This is a genomic window from Sphingobacterium tabacisoli (genome assembly GCF_017908035.1).
Lineage (GTDB): Bacteria > Bacteroidota > Bacteroidia > Sphingobacteriales > Sphingobacteriaceae > Sphingobacterium > Sphingobacterium tabacisoli.
The window spans coordinates 1636567-1658654 of sequence record NZ_JAEQMU010000001.1; the positions used below are offsets into that span (position 1 = coordinate 1636567).

Genomic DNA, 22088 nt, shown 5'->3' on the forward strand with positions numbered 1-22088 from the left:
ATCATGAAAAAAGAAAAATTATATATAGCACTGATATCTACCGCTTTTCTATTCGGGGGATGTAGTAAAGATTTTCTCACGAAGGTACCCCAAGGCGAATTAATTAGCGAACAAATTACTAGTGGAGATGGTGTCGAAGCCCTATTACTAGGAGCATATGGGATTATGAACGGCAATGTCAGCGGTTCATGGGGCAACTATGCATCAGCCCCCAGTCAATGGGTATTTGGAGAGCTGACCTCTGATAATGCACACAAAGGGTCTGATGAAAAAGATCAGCCGGCAATGAACAATCTTGAATCACTGAAACCTACCGCTATCAACGATCAGCTCGTCACAATGTGGCAGGTCTATTACGAAGGCGTAAACCGCTGTAATGCTACCTTGAGGTTACTCAAACAGGACCAAAGCAGCAAAAAAGAAATCTCAGCCCAACGGGCTGTCGAAATAGAGGCGGAAAGCAAGATGCTACGTGGACACTATTATTTCTATCTGTGGCGGGTCTTCAAAAGCTTACCTTACATCGACGAGAACACCACATTTGATGAAGCCAAGGTAAAGCCGAATGATACCGATATCTATGATAAGATCATAGAAGATGTCAAATTTGCGACCGACAATCTTCCTGTTGCCAAGTTCAAGGGAGAATCCGGAAGAATGGATAAAAACATAGCAAAAGCCTATCTCGGCAAGCTCTACCTCTACCAGGGTAAACATGCCCTTGCTTTACCTCTATTTGAAGAAGTAATCGGTAGCAAAGACCTTCTCAGCATGCCTTTCCAGAACAATTTTGATATCGACAAGGAAGATGGTCCCGAGGCCATCATGGTCTCGAAGCATGCGATCAATCCCAACGGCTCAGGCGACAATGCCAACGTAGGTGACATGCTTAGCGGATTATATGGGACTTCACCAGTTGGCTGCTGTGGTTTTTATCAACCTACCATTGATCTCGTAAACGTATACCAGGTCGATGCAGATGGTCTTCCCTACCTCAATGGAGAATATCGGACCAAACCAAACACATCCGACATGCAGCTAAGCATTGAAGACAAAAAGAACTATATACTTGATCTCAAATTTCGTGTAGATCCTCGTCTCGACTATACCGTAGGTCGCCGTGGCGTACCTTATCTTGACTACGGAATCATGCCAGGAGACGCCTGGATACGTGATGCCTCCTTTGCCGGTCCTTTTGTCGGTATCAAGACCATGATCAAACAAAGTCAGTTTCCAGGAAATGTTGTTGCTGGAGAAAACTACATCACCGGGCTAGATGTAAATATCATACGCCTGGCGGATGTCGTATTAATGGCCGCAGAATGTGCTGTAGAAGCTTCCGACCTGGAAAAAGCCCGCAAATATGTCAACATGGTGCGTGAGCGTGCCAACACATTACCACGTAAGCAAGTCGGCGGTGTCAACACTGCAGATTATCTAGTCAAGCCGTATTCGAGCTTTCCTGACCAAACATACGCACGCAATGCCGTACGTATGGAACGTCGTTTAGAGCTTGCGCTAGAAGGCCATCGCTACTTCGATTTGGTACGTTGGGGCATCGCCAAGCAGGTACTTGAAAGTTACTCTGCATTCGAAGCCAAGTTTTTACCATACTATGGTGGGTTGACTTATCAGCCTCACAATGCTTATTTCCCTATTCCGCAGACTGAAATTGACCGCAGCGGAGGGACGTTGAAGCAACATAAAGAGTATTAAGAGAAAGTCACATCCTATTAAATTTAATTCTATTTGAGCCGATCACTTTTTTGATCGGCTCAATTTTTATCTCTTCCATCTTCCATAGACGTATACCGCCACGACCAGAAGGATCAACAGGCCCCACCATCTTGCTATATTCGGGTAGGATATCCATTTGCTTTCTGTATCACTCCTCAGCTCGCTACCCTCCCTACCTAAGCTATCGTAAACCATACCCAATCTACCTGCACTTATTTCACCTCCTTTTCGCTCGATATAAGCAACTTTTCCGGATCGACCCCATAATCCCTCATTGGGATAAAAATAGAAGCTAGAATCGCTTAAAAACATCCAATAACGAGAAGCGCTGTCTCTGCCAGCGTACTGCGACCAGGTCATACTTGCGGCGACCTGCCTTTCGATCTGCTGGTCATGCGCTATGTTTTGACGAGATTCCTTGCTTGTTCTGCAGGAAGCAAAGCAGCCTATAAGGCACAAAAAACATATAAATATTTTATTTACATAAACAATCATATTGTTCTGATAATAAAATAAATTAAAACTACAAAAACCCAAACACAGAATTTAATTTGGCTAATATTTTCAAGCTATCATTACCAATAGATCCGACTGTATCCCTTTCCTAATAGCCGCTCCATTGTTCAGGAATGTCATTACGACCAGCAGCCATTGTATATACAGCACGCTCTTGTTTCTTCTCCTTCCATATCCGTTAATAATATCCCACCTTTGTATAAGAATCTTTCCATTAACACAACCTACAGCAGATACTGCTGTACATAACTCGTCCACAGCCTTCAATTACTACCAAACACTGAAAATTTCATTGCTATTCCTCTTTTTTTTAATAGTACAGGCTTTTATTATTTCTATTTTAGTAACCCTTTAGAAAGGTTTCCCTTAAGGCCTCAGATCAATCAAAACCAACTTTAGATCTACAATCTGAATCACTTTAAAATTAAAGTAAAAAAACACATGAAAACAACTAAAAACATAAAAATCAAACAACTAAATATAAAAATATAGAATTTCTATACATTGTAAAAAAACCTGTTTTACTAATACCCGCTTTCCCTTTGTATCTTTCTTTCTCTATTCATTCCTTCCAGCGAGCAGGCTTTCATACTAATCATAATATCCACCATAGTCTTCGGTTTCGATATAATTAAACAATCTCCTTGATAGGAAGTGAAAATTATCAGACACATATCTCTTTAACCAAGATAATCTACCGTGCAGACTACATCACCATACAGCAAACCCAAGAAGGCTGGAAAGTAAGCAAAACCGCCACAACATCCCCATACGCTTCAGATACCTTAGATAAACCGAAGGAGTCTTCATAAAAAGTTTATATACACCTAAGCCCGCAGGAGTGTGGACCTTTTTCCTGTTGAATAAATACTAAATCATAAAAGCAAAAGGGTTCAGACTTATCTGAACCCTTTCTAGCTTTTTCTTACATCCTTTTTTTTCGTTTCTGTGTCTCTTTTTTCGAATAAACCCTATGTCTATTCTTTGCGGATGTTGTACTTAAGCGTTTATTTTATAAGATTCTCCTATCTCAGGAGCATCCTGTTGCTTTTTGATATAATAACGTATGGTATTTTATATTATTGTGTTGATATATGTTTTTTAACCAAAATATTTCTTTTGATATTTCTCCTTCATCTTGTGATAGCGGTGCGGGCTTTCCTTTGTCACGTGGTAGCCACCACAGTGCTCACAGGTATATTCATACCGCTGTTCGGGTTTACCACCTCCCTTAGTATGAGATCTTTTACGGCGTTCCGGTGTCTTTAACCATTTTTTATATTTCCACTTCATCCATTGAATGAAAAGACGAGCCTCCGATTTGGTATTGAATCGCACCTTGCCCGTAGCACGGCACTTACGTCTTTCGATCACATCGTTGGCCTGCAAACTTCGAAACAACGATTCTAAGAAATTTTTATTATCCCCCATGATTTACTCCTCCTATACTAATTTTGATTTTTCTCAATAGCCAGATTTTAATGGAGGCTATTTGCGTTGATGTCTTATAAGCCACCATTTTAGTATGCTTCGCATCATCTAGTATTATTTCTAACAGATCAGCTTTATGCTGCGTCGCAGACATGACACTGCTTAGCGGGACCAAATAATTACGGTTTATTCGCATATAGTCTCTTTCCTTTAACTGCTTTTCCAAACGATTCAAGCCCCCGCTTTGATAAAAGTATTCTTCTCCATTACGCAGTCCAATAAATATCATTTCTTCTGCAGTCCTGAAATATGCTATATCATCGTCCTTATAACCTGTAAGCTGCGAATTGACCTCTACCACATGTAGAGGGAGCTCTTGGGTTTTCTTTTCCTTACTCAGTTCCTGTAGATAATTATCCCTTAACAACTTATAAGCATCCTGCAACTCATTATGTTTTACATCTGAGATTATCTGCTGCACCCTATTTGTCTGTGATTCCGCTTCGTAGCCGCTACATGTCTGCATCAAGACCAAGTTCTTTTGGTTCATTGCTTCAAGTTCTTCCTGTAGCAAATTATATTTAGATTCGAACTGCTTGACCTTATCGCTAACCTGCATCTGATTCGCTTTTAGCCTCCAATAAACTTTTGACAACCTATTGCCGCGGTCGATCACGTACATAAATCCAAACCAACCGTTCAATATGATTAAAAACGATACTATAAAATATGCATCTGTGGGTAAATAGAGCGATTGTTGGAGTGCTACCGGCAGTACCTGCGCTATTAATCTATGCGCTATTGTCAAGAAAAATAGCGGTAAAGCCCCAGCAGCAGCCGTTTGATAGAAAAGACGAGGCACCCAAGACCGATGCCAAGGATGTTCCCTGTTTAACACCACTGTGCACCACACCATAAAATACACGGTAAGCATGACAAACAATACATACAAGCATACAATAAAAACGAAAGTCAATGGATCTAATGCCTCAAAATACTTTCCCTGATGCCCATGCACACTGATCAGCATAGCAAAGAGTATCCCGCTCAGCCATGCTGGGATATGAAATGGTCTATACCTGTTCGTAGAACTCTTCATAACATATCGGTTGTTACTCTCTCCTGTTTATAATTGACTTGGATTAGCGTACTCCACTAGCATCAAGTAACAGCAATTTACACATAACTTTTTGAATAAAAATGTAAATATTTATATTTCAACACATTAACAGAGACAACCTTAATATATCCACACTTTCAACGCCACATTTTACCGCTTCGCCCTCGCTTAAGGACTGTTCACCTGTCCATTATTAATATTCACCCATTTTACCCAGGCACTCAACCCATATATACAACAGTAAAACAGATACTTATGCGTAATTTTACACTATAAACATGAAGCATTATGAGCAACTACACTTATCACTATTGGACCGTTCGTATATTGTTGTACCTTGTCATGGTATTATTGGCCGTGCTATGCATTCAGTTCTTGAGCCATTTAATAAATCATGTAGCTTATGGTTTTGAAAACAGCGCTTGGGCAAGGATACTTGTCAATTTCCTACTTATTGTAGGAAATATATTATTGATAACTGCATTGCTATGTCTGCTGTATGTCTTAGTTTCCGTTATTATGCCAGAAAACTTCAAGCGCCCTGAGTTTTTAGAACGCTACCGGGAGATTGCTAGCTTAGACAGTTTGTTTAACGCTCCAAGCAGTCGCGGCAACTGTTACCTGATTCTACTGACGACATTAGCCACACTTTTTGGCCTCCTATTCCGTATCAGTATCAGTGCGCAGCTCATCCTTTCGGGCGTTCTACTCATATTTTTCTATCTTATCCATTGGCAGCATCACGCCAATAGCGGGCTACCCACATTTATATATGTCATGATCTGCCTGTTTATCTCCACGATACGTATTTCCTTTTTGCAACAGTACGAGCTTTTTAATGCTGGATGGCCCTTTCTACTCGCTGTCTTGCTCAGCCTGTTGTTTACAGCAGGGTGGGTAATGCTCAAGATACGTCGCATACCAGTGGGTAGTAGCAGCAGGGAGTGGCATATCAGCTTAATAGTTGTCACCAGTATTCTGTTTTTTCAACACTTTCATGTCGCTCTCAAAACCATCAACTGCCAATACGATCCTATCCACGAAAATGTTGTATACAGCGCTACTGTCTACGAGAAATGTGCTCCCTACAACAATCGCTACCTTTTATCTTTGACTTATATGCATAAGGGCAAAGAATATGGCGTTTTAATGCCTGTCCATGAATTAGCCTATCAACAGGTTTCGGTTGGCAATACATTATCCATCCATCTACATCCAGGACTACTGGGCTGGCCTTGGTACCACGATGATATCCATACCCGATACCGATGACGTCTACGCTCCTCATACTGCAACGTAACATCGACCAATACCACGATTTCGGTGAGGCGGACTTCTTCGTAAAGGAGGACGCACTGGCCGAGCTATGCCATAATATACTGGTCGAGCAGGCTCATATCTATAGGCAATCCCCCAATAAAGATATCGCCGAGTCAATGAGCGACCGATGCTACCGCCTCCTGACACAGTTACTAAACGAGACCTATGCTTTACCAAAAGCAGATAAGCTATTTACGGCAATATCCCACTTGATGAACTCCTTTGAACTCTGCTACGGACAGCATATCCAACCCGACAATATACTGGCGCTGTGCGAGGTAGATCGGCTCCATTGTTATGTAAAGGATCGCTTGGGACCTATACTGCTGCAGTTAAAGAACAAAGGTATTCGTGCGATTTTTCTCGATGAGATACAGCATGCTATGGATAGCTTATTTGAAAACGACAAGAATCCACAGCTACAATACTACCACCGGCAGTATATCCCGCGACTGATCCAGACTTTGGGACAGATGGCCAGCGACTGTCGCCCCAAAAACTGGCAGTACCGGCTGATAGCTACGTTGGTGGGGTTCAACTTCAATTACCTCGGATTTTACAACCGATGGGCCCAGTACCAAGACGAGCTACTGGAGCAGGCAGCAGCAAATGGAAAATCTAAAGAAGCCCTGCTGAGTTTAGAAAAGGAAATCTGCACCTATCAACAGCATGCGCAGATCGGATATAATATACACGACCGCGACTTGAAGGCCTATATGCAAGAATACCTACGTTTGGAACGGAAACAACTAAAACAAGCGCAAGACATCACGAGTGCTTCTGCCTATTCTTTCATTCCATTCAATGCAAACGGCAATCAGCTCAAGCTGCTGTTCCATGTATTTTATAAAGTTGACCTATTTGCAGCTGAGAATAAGGAAGAGGCCGCCAAACATATCGCGCCCAATGTACGTACCCGAGAAGGGAACCCGCTGACGGTACAAAGTCTTGCGAAACATGACAAAGCTAAACTAGAAGATCAATACCCCTTTGTCATACGCAAGCTCAAGGATACAGTCAAAATTTTGGAAGAAGAGTACCGTGAGAGCACGAAAAAGTAAAATAGTAGGGGCTAGCCCCCTATCGCCCCCTACAGCACGTTCAAGATTTAGCCTAAAAAGCTCCTCGGAGATGCTATCAACACTGATTTTTGCGGGAATAATCATTTCGTAAAACCATTAAAATCTCCCCCCTTCGCTCTACCTAACCTGCTCTATCACTCAGAAACGCATTTGACACCCCAAATTACCGCCCCTATCAGCAAAGCCTATTCGTACTACCTTTGATTTTGAAGGCACACGAGAGGTAGCAAATTGGTGCTTCGGTAGGCAGCTATCCCGAGAAAGGTTCGGGGTAGCCCCCTATCTCAAAAGGAGGTTAGAGAGTGAACGAGTTAACAAGTGATCGAGTGATCGAGTGATCAAATTAACAAGCAAGGCTAGATAATCCCGATGAAAAATCGGGACAGGCTAGATAACTAAATAACAGGCGCAGTGAAACGAAGTCCCGACATAGTCGGGAATAACTTCATAACAATAAAAAAATGAAAATGATTGACAAACATAACATTCAAAACGGCATACGCATATTCCTGATGCTATTCTGGCTGTACGTCGCTATAGACAAGCTATGGGACAGGGCACTATTTCACCAAGCTCTGGTCAAGCAACCCTTTCCAGACTGGTGGGCAGATGTACTATTATGGGGACTGCCAGGTATTGAGCTACTGATCTCTATACTATTCCTGGGTAGACCTTTGAAAACAGAGAAAATCTTAATACGCAGAGCATACCAGCTATCTAGCCTATTGTTAATCGTATTCACTATGTACATAGCATTAGGAGTAGCAGGCCTATATGCGGAAAAGCCCTGTGGCTGCGCTTCGATATTCGCAGGAGTGCCCTGGGCATGGCATTTATTGATCAATCTTATACTATTGCTAGTATCGCTTATGGGAGCCCTTATGACAGAGTCAAGCGCCACAAAAGGAGGACTTAAAGCATACAAGAGACAGATCAAATTGTTCAGCCCCTATATCCTGAAATTAGCCGCTGCCCTTTTCATCCTTATACTTATCCGCTTCAAAGTATTTAAGCGACGCTTTGCCCCTTTCCCGGGCAGGCCGGTACTCCAATAAATTATGATACGTGGGGCTCCGCGTAAAACTTGAAAAAGAACACCCGAGGTATTAACAAGACAGATACCCCTCGTAAAAGCAATGTATCTGTCAAAAATAATAAATTAGAGTTTTTTGTCGGGTAAACTTTTTTTAAGATTACAAAAAAGGCCCTCGTATGAAAGCAATTTCATATATCAAAAAAAATAGCATGCTCCTATTAGCAGGAGCCGCTATTCTAAGTTTTTCCAGCTTTAAAGCTGTTGAAAAATATTTGCAGACTAGTTACTATTGGTTTGAGTATGATGCGACTGGTACAACCCTTTTAAACCAGACAGCAGAGCCTGTATTATCTCCAGAAAATCCATTTGGCTGTGATACTGGAGATCAAAAGTGTGCTAAAGCATATACCAGTTACAATATGGTTTCCTCCAGCGACTATAGACCTGGAACGGAAGCACTGGAACTTGGACAGCCAATAATAGTCCATAAGGACAGCAATTAGTAGTAGGAAAAATTCATTAGACAACATTAAGAGCTGTTTATAAGTTAAGAAGCCCTCAGAATCTCCCCATTGGAAGAACTGGGGGCTTCTTCCGATTAAAAGTCTTAACAGCTTTAATCGATAGTAAGCACGTCTATCAATTCATATCCAACTTCAATCTTAAATCCAGTATTTTTTAAATAATCTATCGCTTCATCAGCTGTCATCCTCTTGTCTAAAATCATGTTTAAAGGCTCATTTAAAACAGCATCCCCTTTAGCTGTTAAAATTGGAGAATTTGTGTAGGTATTATTAAAATATTTAATAAGTTCCGATATGCTCAATATAGACTTTCTTTGTTCCGGAGGAATGTATTGGTTTTGCTCTTTACCTCTCTCAACTCTACCAGAGACGGCTTCTATCCGAAAACATTGCATTTTTTGAGGGCGAATACCAGTTTTCACATCCAAGGAACTTTCCAGCACCTGCAATGCGGCATGTTTGAGTTCTTTCTGAGAAATACCGTCATGTCCTGCTACAAACAAACAAAACAATTGTTTTTCTCTAAATGCAGTTCTTTCAGCAAAGTCCGTAATGCGTCTGAGACTATCCCGATCTTTAAATCGGGCACTGACCTTTTCCGATCGAATTATAAACCTATTCCTATCATCATCAATCCATTTTATCGTTGCTAGATTTTTCTCCTCGTCATATATCGATTGCACCATTTCGTATAATGTCTTATTGATATAAACTAGCTTTTCATTCTTCCTATTTACCTGTTTCTTATAAGTCAGTATATTAGAAGAAAGACCTTTAGCATACGGTGTCATCTTTATTGAAAGAAAGGTAGAGTCTCTTCGCTCCTCGCTTTCTATTACGTTATGAAGGCCGATCCTCTCATAAAACTGCATTTTAGACACACGTGCAACACGATTCAGTAAAGACATATCTCCCTTTAGAACAAGTTCTAAAACCTCTTTATTTAAAGCTTCTCCCGATGTTTTCACCAAAAACTCCCCGTTTCTATCTAACCAAACCACATCTGGATTAGCGATCACCCCAAATAAATTGTTTAAGATTGTGTCACCATATATGGATGGAAGCCTAAATTCATAAGGTCCTCCTAATTGCTTAGCGGAGGCTCCTGCCACTTGGTTCAAATCATCCTTGGTGACAGGAATTATAACGATATCATCTGGATACTCGAGCTGTAGCTCATAAAGTTTGGGCATCTGCTGAATGCAAGAGGAGCAGAAACGATTCCAAAAATCAAAGACAATAAACTTACCCTTGTACTGCTGTAAATCAATAGAATTGGTGTCCCTGTTAGGTTTAAATAGCTTATGCGCATGTTCGAATACGACATCTCGGATTGTTTCATTCGATTGTGCAGATAGCTGTGCAATCATAAAAAGACAGAGTAGAGAAAATAAAAAACTACGCATGTCAGTTGGATAAATTATAAAGATTAGGATTTAGGTCGACAACCGGATCCGGTACCGGATAAACGTAACGTCGATCGTTAGGATTCATCTGGTAGAGTTTGCTGTTAATTTCACGGGTTAAAACAGTGGCATATTCTGGATCAAGATTTAACCGTTTTAGATCTGGCCAGCGCAACCCTCTCCATACCAACTGCTTTCTCCGTTCGGCTAAAATAAGTTTCATCAAAGCTTTACTATCCATTTCTCCATAAGGCATAAAGGTTGATATGCCCATATTTTTCTTCCACCTGGACAATAATATTTTATTTAAGTCTTTTAGAGCCACATCAGGGTATCCCAGTCTCAAACTCGTCTCCGCACGATTAAAGTACAACTCGTCATTGGCCAACCCTGCAAAAAAATAACCTGTACCATCGTAATTTCCATAAAATCGATGCCCATCCCCGACGGACTGCGCTTTGAAGAATAAAAGCCGTCGCAGATCGTTCTGATCATAAGATTTATACAAGCTCGTATCCATACGAACTTGCGTCGTAAGAAGCATCATGTTACAGTTGAAAATCACTTCGTCATTAAATCTTGGAAATGGATAATTGGTTGTGGTCGAATACGTATTATAATCTAACAATTGGTCATTTACTTCAAGACATAAATCAGCATAATAATGACTTCGCTCATAGTTCTGCATCCATAGATAAACTCTTGACAGAAGTGCCCAACATGCTCTTTTGGAAGGCCTTGTCTTATATATTGGTTCTTCAGGCAAAAGTTCACTGGCCTTTAATAAATCTTCAATAATCCTTGCGTAAGTCCTTTCAAGCGAAGAGATACTAAGCTTTTCTCCGACATCGGCACTCATCCGCAAAGGAATACCGGCTGATTGATCTGCTTTTCCTTTTTCGTACGCAGGCGTAAACACGCTGGTTAGCATTGAAAAAGCATGAGACCTATGAAATAATGCCATCCCATACACGAGGTCCCACTGTCCGCTGTTTTCATTCCCCTTTTCAATCTTATGCAGGTTCTCTAAAACTATATTACAGTTTAAAACTGTGATATAAGGTCTATTCCAATCTTTGATATCCAATGCTGGATAGGGATTCTCCTGCCAATTATAAACAGCTCTTGCATATTCATCTATATTATTCAGATACCGGGCGTCCGGTATCCATACGTTGTCTGATCCGATTTCCAACATTGCCGGATATAAAGGCTGTGTATTACCGGCCCCATTCATTGCCACATCGTCGTCCATCAATGCCAGATAATCGTCGAGCGTAGACGGAACAGTCATGGAGGCATCTGGCTTTACATCCAAAAATTCTTTCCTATTACAGGAAATAAAGAAAACCAACATCGCGATGATTAGCTTTATATAAAATAACTTTATTGCTTTCATGAGAAAAATAAAAAAATGCTTTATAATGTTACATTTACGCCGAGGGCATACTGTGGCCCCGTCCTAACCATTTGTTTAAAATAAGGGTCTATCCCCTGCCTATTCTTCAATACTACCAAAGGCAGGTTTTGGACATGTAAAAAAGTTTGAAGCCTATCTAATCTGGAACCACAGATTCTTACCCCTGAAAATGAAGCGCTCAGCCTAACATTCTCAACTCTTAAATGATCTCCTTTCAACACCTGGTTAGACGCATTTCTATATACAAGCTCACGGTAACTGTTAGCAGGATATACCATCGACGGTACATCTGTCGAGTTTTCATCTCCGGGATTTTTCCATCGCAGTGCAAAATCGCCGTGACCGTTCCAAGAACTGAATAATTCAGAATAGCTTAAAGCAGCCCGTCTAAAGAAATATCGCGTCTTATAACTGAGAGCAAACGACAGCTCCAATGCTTTGTACCTTACATTATTGTGTACTGCACCATACACAGTAGGCTGTATACTTCCATGAAAAACCATATCTTCCAGTGCAGTAGAACCATATACTACATCATAGTTTTGACTTTCTTCCCCTTCAAACAACAGTACAGGATTACCTTTGGCAACATCCAGTCCCACCCAAGGAAAACTATACATGCCAAATACTGGGCTGTTCAAAACTGGATTTATGGTATTATCCATCATAGAGAGATAGGTGTTTCCTTTGGGACTTACCGGCATAAAGTACTTTGTTACAATGGGATTTGATGTACCTAAAGAAGTCGATAAATTCCATTTTACACACCTATCTATCAGCAATAGGTTTAGATTAGCATTCACCCCCGTTGTTTTCATCTCGCCGACGTTACCGTAAAAGGTAGACCTCCCCAACGTAGGATCTAACGGAGCGCTTCCCATTAGATCTTTAGATCTTTTGTCAAAATACTCTAAGCTTCCAGTGACCCGATTATCCTTTAAGGCGAAGTCAATTCCTACATTAAGAATGTTTACTTTTTCCCACCTCAAATTCGCATTAGGCAACATGTCTAATGATGCTCTGGATAAAGGAGTGGTTCGGGAACTGCCAGATACGGTAATCACAGGGAGAGCAGAAGCATCTCGCGCAATATTGCCGCTCTGACCATAAGTGATCCTTAGCCCCAACTTAGGAACCAATCCGTTATGATAGAACGGTTCTTCCGATAATTTCCAGAGAAGACCTGATGACCATAGTGGAGTTCCTTTCTTGTTGCTATTTAAGCCAAATAGATTAGCTTCATCTTTTCGAACGCTAGCTGTCAGTGTGTACCGCTCTTTAAAAGTATAGGATCCGTTAGAAAAATAAGAAATAAAATTATCTGTATACTTAGCGATAGATCTATTGGAGGCTATGCGTTGTTTTAAAAAACTATTATTAAACAGTGTAAATTCTGAAATAAAATCAATTGATGATTCCATTCCGTAGAACTCTTCATTGTACCCATATTTTCTATCCGTCTCTACATCTGTTTTACTACTTCGAATCTCCCATCCGCCCATCAATACAAGCTGATGACTATTCGCCCACACTTTATTCCAATCCACCTGTATACGTCCTTGATGTACTTTTCGCTTGGCATAAGAGACATCTCGAATTCCTCCTCTAGGAACAGGAAAGCTCAATCGTCCATTCGCTTGTTGCTGAGCAAATGAATTTACATAACTCCTGGCGTAGTAGGATTCGGGGCTATAGAAGGTTCCCCCATCTGTTAACTGATCTTCAAACTGATACCTAACCCCTATATTTAGTCCCTTGAATGGCGACATCAACACGGCAGAGTTTATAAGAAAATCAGAGATTTTATTTGAGGTATGCCGTTGATGGATTTCTTCCAATGGCGTATAAGACCAGTCCAGCCCCTTCTTTAGCGATTCATCTATAAACCTCTTATTATTATCCAAATACAATACTTGAGCTATACCGTTATCATCTCTTAATCTGGCGTAAGGATATATCGCTTTATTACCTCCAAGTGCAAATGGGGCCTGCCCACTGAGGTTCAAGCCAGGGTTATTCCCTGCTCGAAAAGTCATATTGGTATAGGAAAGACTATTAGCCAATGTCAACCAAGTGGCAATCTCAGTCTCACTATTCATCCGTAAAGACAACCGTTGATCACTTTGTGCGATCAAATTGCTCCGATTTAAATCGTAACCTGCAGAAAAAAGATAGTTTCCACTACGAGACTTATTTCCTATTGATACAGCATACTGCTGTTTTGTTCCAGGCCTGTATAGCTCATTTAGAATATCCTTTCTTATATCGTAAGTTTTAAACTTGGCAAGTTCGGCAACTACCTTCTCTTCTGTAAGGATACCGTCCCTCTGCTTCTGTAGCAGCTCTATAACCGGCGTGAATGGTGGGTGACCATTATTTCGAGCATCGGCCTCCTCATCATTTATGTAATGGCCTTTGTCAAACAAAAATTTTTCCAATTCGATATAGTCCGCACTCGATATCTGTGACACGGTCGAAAGATCAGGTTTGGCCTGGATTCCCAGTGTACTGTTAAAACTTATTGCCGGCTTATTTCCTTTGGCTCGTTTCGTTGTAATAACGATGACCCCATTTCCAGCACGTGCCCCCCATATTGAAGCGGCTGCTGCATCCTTGAGCACAGTGACCGATTCTATATCGTTGGGATTGATGTTTCCTATCTCACCATCGTAGGGGAAGCCATCCAGTACAATCAGCGGTTGTACATCAGCATAAATGCTGGATCGCCCCCTAATCAGGAATTTGTCCGGCGCCCCTTCGTTTCTGTCGACAAGCAATCCTGGAACCTGTAGCTCTATACGGTCGATGATATTTCCACTGATCGTTTGGTTCAGTGCTTCGTTGTTCACGAACTCAAAACTCCCTGTAGCTCGTTCTTTCGGTATATTCTGATAACCCGTAGAGACCACCTCGACCTCTTCAATTTCCTTGCTGCCGCCCTGCAGCTGTATCTTTAAAAATGTAGTTGTATTATCATAAGCAACACTTTGCTCTTTAAAACCTATATATTTAATTATTAAAACTCCCTGAGATTTATCTACAGCGATACTAAATGTACCTTTTGCATCTGTCCGCACTGTCTTTTTACCATTTGTGACCGTCGCCCCTTCGATGACCGCCCCATCGGTAGCCGAGCGTACCTCTCCCTGAAGTACAAGTCCGGAATCCTCTAGTAGCTTATCCCGTTGCTGAGGGGTTTGAGCAAGCGCCCTAACCCCCAGCAGATCGGGAATACTAAACAACACACACAATATCGTTAAAGCTAATAGCTGATAGCCTTTGGCCAATTGCATACACCACACACTTCGTACATCACCTCGTTTCTCCCTCCCGTCATGTCGATTGTATCCGCCAGTTGGCGGAGGAATAGAGACATCTAAAAACTTTGCAAAAGAATTGACTTGTTTTAAAGCGATTTGCCGACCTCTATTTTCTTTCACGACCACAGACTCCACTTTGTCCCCAAACTCCTCACAGAGCCCCCGAAACCCCCTTGAAATCGATCGATTCATCCAGAGGTCTTCTACAGAAAATGCTCTACCCTCCTTATGACTAGCTACTTGCGACATACGGCCATCCCTCTCCAAAGCTACCACAGACCTACTACCAGTTAGTACCTCCTTAGTACCTCTTTGGTAGCTCTCTAGTACCTCTCCAGTACCTTTACCCCCACTATTCAGTACCTTTCCCGTACCTTTACAGTACCTTTCGAGTACCTTTTCTGTATCATTTGCTACCCCCTCGTCATTGCGAATTGGAGGAACGACAACGAAGCAATCTCCCTCTCCCTCACTACGCCACTTTATTGTCTCACGCTTGGGTGTTTCTTGTATCGTTGCTAGTTCATCCTTAGTCCGTTGTAGGCTCATCCTTAGTTCATCCTTAGTTGTTTGGTAGTTCATTCCTAGTTCAACCCTAGTTATAGGCTGTGTTAAGGCTAGTTCAACCTTAGTTCGGGTACCCTCCGCTTCGACAACTCTTCGAGAGCTCTTCGACTCTTCTTCGAGACCGCTTCGAGACTGGTTCGGGACTGCTTCGAGGCTTCTTCGGGTGGTCTTCGACAAGGCTTCGACGACCCTTCGACGTACCGCCGAACAGGACCCGAACAACGGCCGAACAACAGTCGAACGTGTCTGCAACATGGTACGACCCAATCCCGGAGCCACACCGAACCAACCTGCTACCCCACCCGAAGCGCTCTTAGTGCGTTGCCTAAGTAGTCTCCAAGTAGTCTTGAAGTAGTAACAGTGCGTTATAAGTGTAGTCCAAGACAACACATGACGACTACTTAGCCATAGGCTAGACAGTGCCAAATCCTTAATGGATCTGTGCTTTATCCGTAGCCTGTCGGTATCTTGTTCGGGACTGCTCCGTACCAGCTTCGGCGTCCGCCTATCTCCCGCCTTATGTTTCTCTACCTTTTCTCTACTGTTTACATAGGCAAACGAGAGGGAATCGATAGAGAATCTGTAGGGAATCGGTAGACATTTGCCGAACAAGGGGCGAACAAGATGCGAAGCCTGTACGAACGTCGTAAGAAGACTTTCCCTGTCTTCGTCTTCTCTACCGTCACTGCGCACTGTTTCGTCATTGCGAACGAAGTGAAGCAATCTATCTCGAAATCTATTATTTCGTTCTATCGGGCGTCCAGAAAGGTCTTGATAACTGGATAACATGTTAACATGATAACTCTGTCGATTAGACAGTCCTCTTCCACCCCTAAAAAAATGTTTCATTCTTTAAGTTCATTAGTGTGACCTAATGAGGGCGGGACTGAGAGCTACTTCTATCAATAACCAACCGTACCCAATCCTTGATTAGGCCACACGGTTCAATAAAATAGTTAACTGAATATCAAGGATGTGCCAAATGAGAGTTAAAGTAATATAATCGGTTTATAATGCACACCTCAAGAAATAGGAAAGTCATAATAAATGACTAAGCTTCCGGAGCTACTCTGGCCCTTTGATAATGTTTTTTGTTCTTTGTTTTAAGCTCATACTCGTTATTGGTTAACGAGTCTTGGGCGTGTAGAATCGATAAGTGCGGGACTACATGCCGTGCCTACAGTTTAAGTTTCTGACGCCTAACGTAACACGGACTAACAGTAGGCCCACACCTATCTTAAAAAGCAAATATAGTAAAATGCCTTAAATAAGGATAGATATGGGTATTTAAACTACTGCCTTGCGTTACGGCGTCAGAATATGTAGGCGCAAGACTCTGGATTTAAACACCAAAATTCTTAAGAAAACAACTATTATTTTCTTTCTATACCAAAGATAAGTATTAGCACTGAATAAATGAAATTATATACGAGAAAAATGATATAAAGAAATATTCATGTACTTGATAACATGGATGCAACTAATATCGAATATTTGTCACCTCTCGATCTTTATATTATAATTAAAGTCAAATTTTATCGTCTTGAACTTGGAATTCCTCCAAAAGAGCTTTCTAGCCACTTAGATAGAAATAAAAACTACATTGGGAATATTGAGAGTAGCGCACATAACGGAAAGTATAATGATTCAGTCTTAAATGATATTGCAGCGTACTTCACACAAAAAGCAAAAGAGCGTAAATCTACAAGCAAAGTTGAATTCTCGATTCACGACTTCTATCCCACTGACATCCTTAGTGACAACAGAGTTATCAAGGATATACCACATATCCTCAGCGAATCTGGTCCTACAGGAACACTAAACTCTCTCATCGAATCAACAGACTTTTTCAAAACAAAAAAAACTCTAAAAGAGATTGTTAAAAAAGCAAACGAAGTTCAAAATCAAACTTGGAAAGGTAGTAATTTTACTCAACCATTGGAAAATGCTGTAAAAAGCGAACGCCTTACTTTAACGATTATTGATGGTCTTAATAGCTATACACTAACCAAAAACAAAAAAAAGGATTAGTATATTTGCCCAAGCAGTTGCCAATATTATGAAATCCAGATTCAGTGAAGTAGAGAAACATGAAATGCCAATGGTAGAGATTGAGAAAATGCTCAATGTCTTTTTACTTAGAACAGCCAAAGGTTATAGCCAATATGAGTTGTCTTTTCTACTAGGTCAGGAAGATTTTTATGTTCGGAAAATTGAGGATATAAACCATACCCTTGAGTATAAAATCGAAAAGTCAAATATATTAAGGCAGATTTTCAATTGCGGATTTCCAGCCATAGTCCCAAATACCAATATCTCTCCAAGGTATACAATTAAGATCTTTGAACTCAAGAATGAAACGGAGCACATCACATACAAATCTGAAAAAGTATTTGCCGACGGCACTATAGAGGAAATTGCAATATTTGGTACAGAAGACAAGGAGCTGCTGCTGCCATCGGCAAGTACAGTCACCGAAGAAGAAGTCACGGCGTGGGTATTAGCAAAATGCCAGACAGACTATTTCAACACATCCAGAACAGCCCTCCAAATACTCAAGGACTACGAAGCAGAACTAGAACAGCCAATCCGTCCCCTATTCCTCGTCAACGCCCTAAAATCCTGCAACGGCACGAAAGGAATGCCAAAGATCAACAAGAAGAAGGATGACAATGCGAGGTTTGTTTATTGGACCAATGGTTGACGTCCAAATTATATATCAAACAACTACTAGACTTACCTATTTTACCACCAAGCATATTTGTGTGCCCCTTCGCAAACTATTGCTATGATACAGAAAAAAAGCTACCCCAAAGTACATTCAGAGTAGCTTTCAATGTAATACACTAAACTTTGTTATAGATAATTATCGAATGTATTTGTATTATTTTTGTTCGTTTATTTTACCGTCATGAGTACTTCTGAAAATTTAATAAGACATAAAAACACGGATTCCGCCTTTATTCATAGTTGTAAATGATATTATCTTGTTTTCCTCAGTAAGTATATGGAAATCAATTCTGGTTTTATCTTTTTGAGATATAGTATAGATTTCTCCATCTTTCACATCTTCATAAAAATATTTTGATGTGTCACTGATTCGTGTGATTACTAAATCACTAAGAGGTACTTTCTTTAGATATTGCTGCAGCGAGTTCAACTGTATATCGAGAAATTCATTACGTTGTTGAATGAGAGTATCTCCAGTTATTAATTGATATTTATCCCTGATAGCTCCAAAGTTATTACATTCTTTTACATCAGACAAAAATCCTTTAATGAGCCCCTTATGTCCTTGATAAGAACAGTTAACACTCACAATTAAAATGGAAAGTAAAAATAATATTGTACGATTCATGATGACTATTTTAGTTTGAGTTACTAGTTGAGACAAAAGTACTTCCAGATCTCGGGGTCCTAAATGAATGTCCTCTTGAGGGAGGTCTAAAGGTTCTAAGATCTTGACCAAGATCTCCTGGATTAAATCCACCTCCTCCTGGCCAACGACCTGATGTGCTAGGTAAATTTAGCCCACCCGCCTTTGCTACATCTATAGCAAAAGTTGTACAATTGTACGAGTCTAGGTTATACAACGTATTATATGAACTTATAGTATTCAATACGTTCACTGTATTCGTCGCTGGGACATTAAATGAAAAAGATACACTTGCGGCATGCCCTGAGTCATCTACCAATACACTAGGAGATGTATTTTTGGTAAATGGATTTACACTACTTGACGGGTAGAATCCAACTACTCTAGTAACGTTCCCCTGATTTAAAGCTACCCATGTATGACCAACATTTGGGTCCGTTGGAAAACCAGACCAAGTATCTCTAGAGTTATATTTTGGTTGTTCAACATAAATTGTTAAATAAATCCCCTGATTTCTGTTGAAGACGCTTAGATATGATTTTATATCAGTAATAATATCTCCTGGGGCTTCCTCTAGTAAATTGAGCGATACATCAGCAGCCCATTCAGAGCTTGGCGTCCAAGTACCTGTACCGCTTCCCCCACCATTATCTCCTCCTGGCGGTGTCGGATCATCATTGCACACTATGTCAATTATAGAAGCACGCTGACTCCATGCGGCTGAATAATCACACGGGCTCGACGACGCTGGAACATTGCACGTCCCATACGGGCTAGTTGCGAGGTACAAAGTGCCTTGGCAATCCGTATACCAATCGCAGGTTACTATAGTAATGCAGCTTTGTGACCTAGAAGTAGATGTTAGTTTACTTATTCTATTGGCTTGATTATTTTTATCAGATAGCACAGTCCCATCCTTGTAGACAAACAGAGAGGTGTGATTTGTAATTAAATCTTTGAGTTTTAATGTTCCATTTTTTAGAAACTGACTTTCAATATTACTGTCTATAACAAGAAATTTTCCAATAAAAACTCTATCTGTATTAGAGAACAGCAAAAATGGTATGCTGTTTATCGTCGTTACTTCTCTCCTTTCTTTACCATCGTCAACTACAGGTTTTACTCTCACTAAAAAGTAAGTTGTTGAGTCATCTATAATTTCTTGTTTTACTGAGCTCCAGTCTGGCTCGTAATTTATAGAACTCCCCTCCTTGAAATCTTCTTTTGTTTTTTCCTTAATATTCTTTTTTAGATAAATTTTTTGCAACTCTGTTATTCCAATAGAATGATTTGTTTGCATTTCTAGCTTTGGAACTATGTCATCGTTCTTACAGGACGCTTGAATCAATAATAATAGTAAAATTAACCAAGCAGGAATAAATCTGATAGTTTTGTTTGTTCTCATGTTTGTTTATTTAAGTTTACCAAATTAACCAACAATAGATTACCCAACAATTAATTTAAAATTACCTTTTAGCTAAATAATGATATTATTCTTTAAGAACTATGAGTCCTGAAAAAAGGAATTTTTTATATAGATATGTTACACCATAAATTATCAATAATGCCTATCCTAAAAATTATAACTATAAATAATCAATTGAGACTGAGAGGTTATACGCCTAACGTTTTCCGAAAATATTAGTGATAAAAATAGCATTTTCGCTAAACTGTTCTGAACAAATCTAAAAACCTGATTGAGGAGTGATTAAACAAAGAAAAAGGTATGTTTGTATCATTATAAGAACCCCACGCGAACCGAACGCTTAAAGAATTGAGTATTCATGCAATAAAAAAGCAAAAAATTGAAAAGGCAACTAATTAAACGACTGAATTACTATTATCCAATGCATTTAAAAACCGAGGCTCCTACCCTTTTGATTAGGTAGAGGCCTCGGTTTTTTATTGTGGAATGCTAAATAGCTCCTTAGTTTTTAATTGAGCCTGATATTTATCGGTTCTGAGGATATAAAGCTAACATAGAGAGGTGAAGCTAACTTACCTCCAATTTTATTAACAGAAAATCACTCTCTAATACCATTAATATCCGATTGTAAAACGCTGTTTGTGGTGATTCTGCTCTTCAAACTCATCTATCATTGCTTTTGCATAATCTTCTACCGAAATATTGCTTTCTCCTTTTTCATCCACAATCAAATCATCAATTCCCAAGCGATAATTACCGGTTCTTTCACCTGGAGCCAAATTACCTGCAGGCGAGAAAAAAAAACAATCAATATCTTCCTCATTCAATAAATGATTCGTGTAGAAATCAGCTAATGACTTTACACCAGCCATAATTTCATCTGGATTTCCATTATAAAATGGACATTACTTACTTAAATTCTTAATTAACTTGCCTCTTCTTCGTTGCTTTTTCTATAGATAGTATCTGTATAATGGAGGAATAAGTTCATTAGAAACATCATTGCTATGAAGGTAACAGTATATTGAAAAAGCATCTGGCTATAGGAAGGGAGAAATAAGGGGGTGTAAGTTATAGCCATCAAAAACATCCAAAACAATGATATCCCTGTTAAAACAAGAAACTTTTTCCAAAAACTAAAGACAATCGATTTTCTAATAGCAATATATTTAATAATTTCAAAGGGAAACAATATAAGAACAGTGAAAATTAAAGGCACTAAAGGATAATTTAAGCTTTTCTGAACTGCAGCCAATAAGAAACTAGCAAAGTCAGGATAAACCAAATAATTCAACTGATAATCGCGATCTAAAAAATTACTTAGGTAACGTAAAGAGTACACTATTGGAAAAACAACGAAACCTGCTACTAAGTTTATAAAAATTCGTTTTAACATAATTGATAGCATTAATTACAATCGGTAGATAATACACTTAATGGCTTTCTTCCTTCAAGTACGTCTTTAACAATAGCCCAATCCGGACGATGGATCTGAGCTGTATTTTTTACTGTGTTTCCTTGCAAGTTATTAACAAATGTAACAATTTTATCTTGAAATGAATTCCATAGTGCATCCCCTCGCCCAAAAGGTAGATTAAACATATCCTGCACAAAGGAGACATCCCAACTGGTAAGACGATCTACTCCTCGATTACTGACCATTGTCCGGTACTTGCATATCTATTGCCATAACTGCCCTGTTGAACTATGAGCATCGTTTAAATTTTGAATTCTCGAAACAATCGGTGAATTCAGGACTGGAACAATATGTGGAGAAGCAGAAATCGTATTGAGACGGTCGATTTCG

General features: G+C 40.0%; 19 protein-coding genes. 8 read left to right on the forward strand and 11 right to left on the reverse strand.

Annotation, left to right across the window (positions count from 1 at the left end; genetic code table 11):
* Positions 1-3: 3 nt before the first annotated feature.
* A complete protein-coding gene (locus JKG64_RS06890; RefSeq protein WP_210353585.1) occupies positions 4-1716 on the forward strand; it encodes a RagB/SusD family nutrient uptake outer membrane protein in 1713 nt (570 codons plus the stop codon).
* A gap of 66 nt (positions 1717-1782) precedes the next feature.
* Here JKG64_RS06890 and JKG64_RS06895 read toward each other — a convergent pair whose 3' ends face one another.
* Positions 1783-2097 (reverse strand): hypothetical protein, encoded by a 315-nt coding sequence (locus JKG64_RS06895; RefSeq protein WP_210353586.1) that lies wholly within the window; start codon positions 2095-2097, stop codon positions 1783-1785.
* Between the two features lie 204 nt (positions 2098-2301).
* On the reverse strand, positions 2302-2511 hold the full coding sequence (locus JKG64_RS06900; protein ID WP_210353587.1) for a hypothetical protein: 210 nt from the start codon (positions 2509-2511) through the stop codon (positions 2302-2304).
* Positions 2512-2897: 386 nt separating this feature from the next.
* On the opposite strand from JKG64_RS06900, the gene JKG64_RS06905 reads away from it, so the two are divergent.
* A complete protein-coding gene (locus tag JKG64_RS06905; RefSeq protein ID WP_210353588.1) occupies positions 2898-3065 on the forward strand; it encodes a hypothetical protein in 168 nt (55 codons plus the stop codon).
* 289 nt (positions 3066-3354) lie between these two features.
* Here the strand turns inward: JKG64_RS06905 and JKG64_RS06910 are convergent, their stop codons facing one another.
* Complete coding sequence (locus JKG64_RS06910) at positions 3355-3684, reverse strand: hypothetical protein (RefSeq protein ID WP_210353589.1); 330 nt, start codon at positions 3682-3684, stop codon at positions 3355-3357.
* Complete coding sequence (locus JKG64_RS06915; protein WP_210353590.1) at positions 3674-4783, reverse strand: LytTR family DNA-binding domain-containing protein; 1110 nt, start codon at positions 4781-4783, stop codon at positions 3674-3676. The genes JKG64_RS06910 and JKG64_RS06915 overlap by 11 nt, the downstream gene beginning before the upstream one ends.
* 309 nt (positions 4784-5092) lie before the next feature.
* Between JKG64_RS06915 and JKG64_RS06920 the strand changes: the two genes are divergently transcribed.
* The 4 genes from JKG64_RS06920 (at position 5093) to JKG64_RS06935 (ending at position 8745) form a co-directional block, all read left to right on the forward strand.
* On the forward strand, positions 5093-6076 hold the full coding sequence (locus JKG64_RS06920; RefSeq protein ID WP_210353591.1) for a hypothetical protein: 984 nt from the start codon (positions 5093-5095) through the stop codon (positions 6074-6076).
* On the forward strand, positions 6073-7185 hold the full coding sequence (locus JKG64_RS06925; RefSeq protein ID WP_210353592.1) for a hypothetical protein: 1113 nt from the start codon (positions 6073-6075) through the stop codon (positions 7183-7185). The genes JKG64_RS06920 and JKG64_RS06925 overlap by 4 nt, the downstream gene beginning before the upstream one ends.
* 482 nt (positions 7186-7667) lie before the next feature.
* Positions 7668-8261: a MauE/DoxX family redox-associated membrane protein gene (locus JKG64_RS06930; RefSeq protein WP_210353593.1), complete on the forward strand. Its 594-nt coding sequence runs from the start codon at positions 7668-7670 to the stop codon at positions 8259-8261.
* A 157-nt stretch (positions 8262-8418) separates the two neighbouring features.
* Positions 8419-8745 (forward strand): hypothetical protein, encoded by a 327-nt coding sequence (locus tag JKG64_RS06935; protein ID WP_210353594.1) that lies wholly within the window; start codon positions 8419-8421, stop codon positions 8743-8745.
* A gap of 113 nt (positions 8746-8858) precedes the next feature.
* Here JKG64_RS06935 and JKG64_RS06940 read toward each other — a convergent pair whose 3' ends face one another.
* Genes JKG64_RS06940 through JKG64_RS06950 form a run of 3 tightly spaced genes read right to left on the reverse strand, consistent with a single transcriptional unit; the run spans position 8859 to position 16328 of the window.
* A complete protein-coding gene (locus JKG64_RS06940; protein ID WP_210353595.1) occupies positions 8859-10172 on the reverse strand; it encodes a TlpA family protein disulfide reductase in 1314 nt (437 codons plus the stop codon).
* Position 10173: 1 nt separating this feature from the next.
* Positions 10174-11571 carry a RagB/SusD family nutrient uptake outer membrane protein gene (locus JKG64_RS06945; RefSeq protein WP_210353596.1) on the reverse strand — a complete coding sequence of 466 codons (1398 nt, stop codon included), beginning with the start codon at positions 11569-11571 and terminating at the stop codon, positions 10174-10176.
* 20 nt (positions 11572-11591) lie between these two features.
* Positions 11592-16328, reverse strand: a complete 4737-nt coding sequence (locus JKG64_RS06950) for a SusC/RagA family TonB-linked outer membrane protein (RefSeq protein WP_210353597.1) — start codon at positions 16326-16328, stop codon at positions 11592-11594.
* 621 nt (positions 16329-16949) lie between these two features.
* Between JKG64_RS06950 and JKG64_RS06955 the strand changes: the two genes are divergently transcribed.
* Positions 16950-17510 carry a hypothetical protein gene (locus JKG64_RS06955; protein ID WP_210353598.1) on the forward strand — a complete coding sequence of 187 codons (561 nt, stop codon included), beginning with the start codon at positions 16950-16952 and terminating at the stop codon, positions 17508-17510.
* 28 nt (positions 17511-17538) lie between these two features.
* Entirely contained in the window at positions 17539-18183 is a 645-nt protein-coding gene (locus tag JKG64_RS06960; RefSeq protein WP_210353599.1) for a hypothetical protein, read from the forward strand.
* A 225-nt stretch (positions 18184-18408) separates the two neighbouring features.
* Here the strand turns inward: JKG64_RS06960 and JKG64_RS06965 are convergent, their stop codons facing one another.
* The 4 genes from JKG64_RS06965 to JKG64_RS06980 form a co-directional block, all read right to left on the reverse strand.
* Positions 18409-18837: a hypothetical protein gene (locus tag JKG64_RS06965; RefSeq protein ID WP_210353600.1), complete on the reverse strand. Its 429-nt coding sequence runs from the start codon at positions 18835-18837 to the stop codon at positions 18409-18411.
* Positions 18838-18847: 10 nt separating this feature from the next.
* Positions 18848-20260, reverse strand: coding sequence for a hypothetical protein (locus JKG64_RS06970; RefSeq protein WP_210353601.1), 1413 nt, complete (start codon positions 20258-20260; stop codon positions 18848-18850).
* Positions 20261-20895: 635 nt separating this feature from the next.
* Entirely contained in the window at positions 20896-21153 is a 258-nt protein-coding gene (locus JKG64_RS06975; protein WP_210353602.1) for an NAD(P)-dependent oxidoreductase, read from the reverse strand.
* Between the two features lie 535 nt (positions 21154-21688).
* Positions 21689-21943, reverse strand: a complete 255-nt coding sequence (locus JKG64_RS06980) for a hypothetical protein (protein WP_210353603.1) — start codon at positions 21941-21943, stop codon at positions 21689-21691.
* Between the last annotated feature and the right edge of the window lie 145 nt (positions 21944-22088).

Coding starts and splice junctions, on each gene's coding strand:
- JKG64_RS06890 (WP_210353585.1), top strand. CDS start 4: ATGAAAAAAGAAAAATTATATATAGCACTGATATCTACCGCTTTTCTA.
- JKG64_RS06895 (WP_210353586.1), bottom strand. CDS start 2,097: ATGACCTGGTCGCAGTACGCTGGCAGAGACAGCGCTTCTCGTTATTGG.
- JKG64_RS06910 (WP_210353589.1), bottom strand. CDS start 3,684: ATGGGGGATAATAAAAATTTCTTAGAATCGTTGTTTCGAAGTTTGCAG.
- JKG64_RS06915 (WP_210353590.1), bottom strand. CDS start 4,783: ATGAAGAGTTCTACGAACAGGTATAGACCATTTCATATCCCAGCATGG.
- JKG64_RS06920 (WP_210353591.1), top strand. CDS start 5,093: ATGAGCAACTACACTTATCACTATTGGACCGTTCGTATATTGTTGTAC.
- JKG64_RS06925 (WP_210353592.1), top strand. CDS start 6,073: ATGACGTCTACGCTCCTCATACTGCAACGTAACATCGACCAATACCAC.
- JKG64_RS06930 (WP_210353593.1), top strand. CDS start 7,668: ATGAAAATGATTGACAAACATAACATTCAAAACGGCATACGCATATTC.
- JKG64_RS06935 (WP_210353594.1), top strand. CDS start 8,419: ATGAAAGCAATTTCATATATCAAAAAAAATAGCATGCTCCTATTAGCA.
- JKG64_RS06940 (WP_210353595.1), bottom strand. CDS start 10,172: ATGCGTAGTTTTTTATTTTCTCTACTCTGTCTTTTTATGATTGCACAG.
- JKG64_RS06945 (WP_210353596.1), bottom strand. CDS start 11,571: ATGAAAGCAATAAAGTTATTTTATATAAAGCTAATCATCGCGATGTTG.
- JKG64_RS06950 (WP_210353597.1), bottom strand. CDS start 16,328: ATGAAACATTTTTTTAGGGGTGGAAGAGGACTGTCTAATCGACAGAGT.
- JKG64_RS06955 (WP_210353598.1), top strand. CDS start 16,950: ATGGATGCAACTAATATCGAATATTTGTCACCTCTCGATCTTTATATT.
- JKG64_RS06960 (WP_210353599.1), top strand. CDS start 17,539: ATGAAATCCAGATTCAGTGAAGTAGAGAAACATGAAATGCCAATGGTA.
- JKG64_RS06965 (WP_210353600.1), bottom strand. CDS start 18,837: ATGAATCGTACAATATTATTTTTACTTTCCATTTTAATTGTGAGTGTT.
- JKG64_RS06970 (WP_210353601.1), bottom strand. CDS start 20,260: ATGAGAACAAACAAAACTATCAGATTTATTCCTGCTTGGTTAATTTTA.
- JKG64_RS06975 (WP_210353602.1), bottom strand. CDS start 21,153: ATGGCTGGTGTAAAGTCATTAGCTGATTTCTACACGAATCATTTATTG.
- JKG64_RS06980 (WP_210353603.1), bottom strand. CDS start 21,943: ATGGTCAGTAATCGAGGAGTAGATCGTCTTACCAGTTGGGATGTCTCC.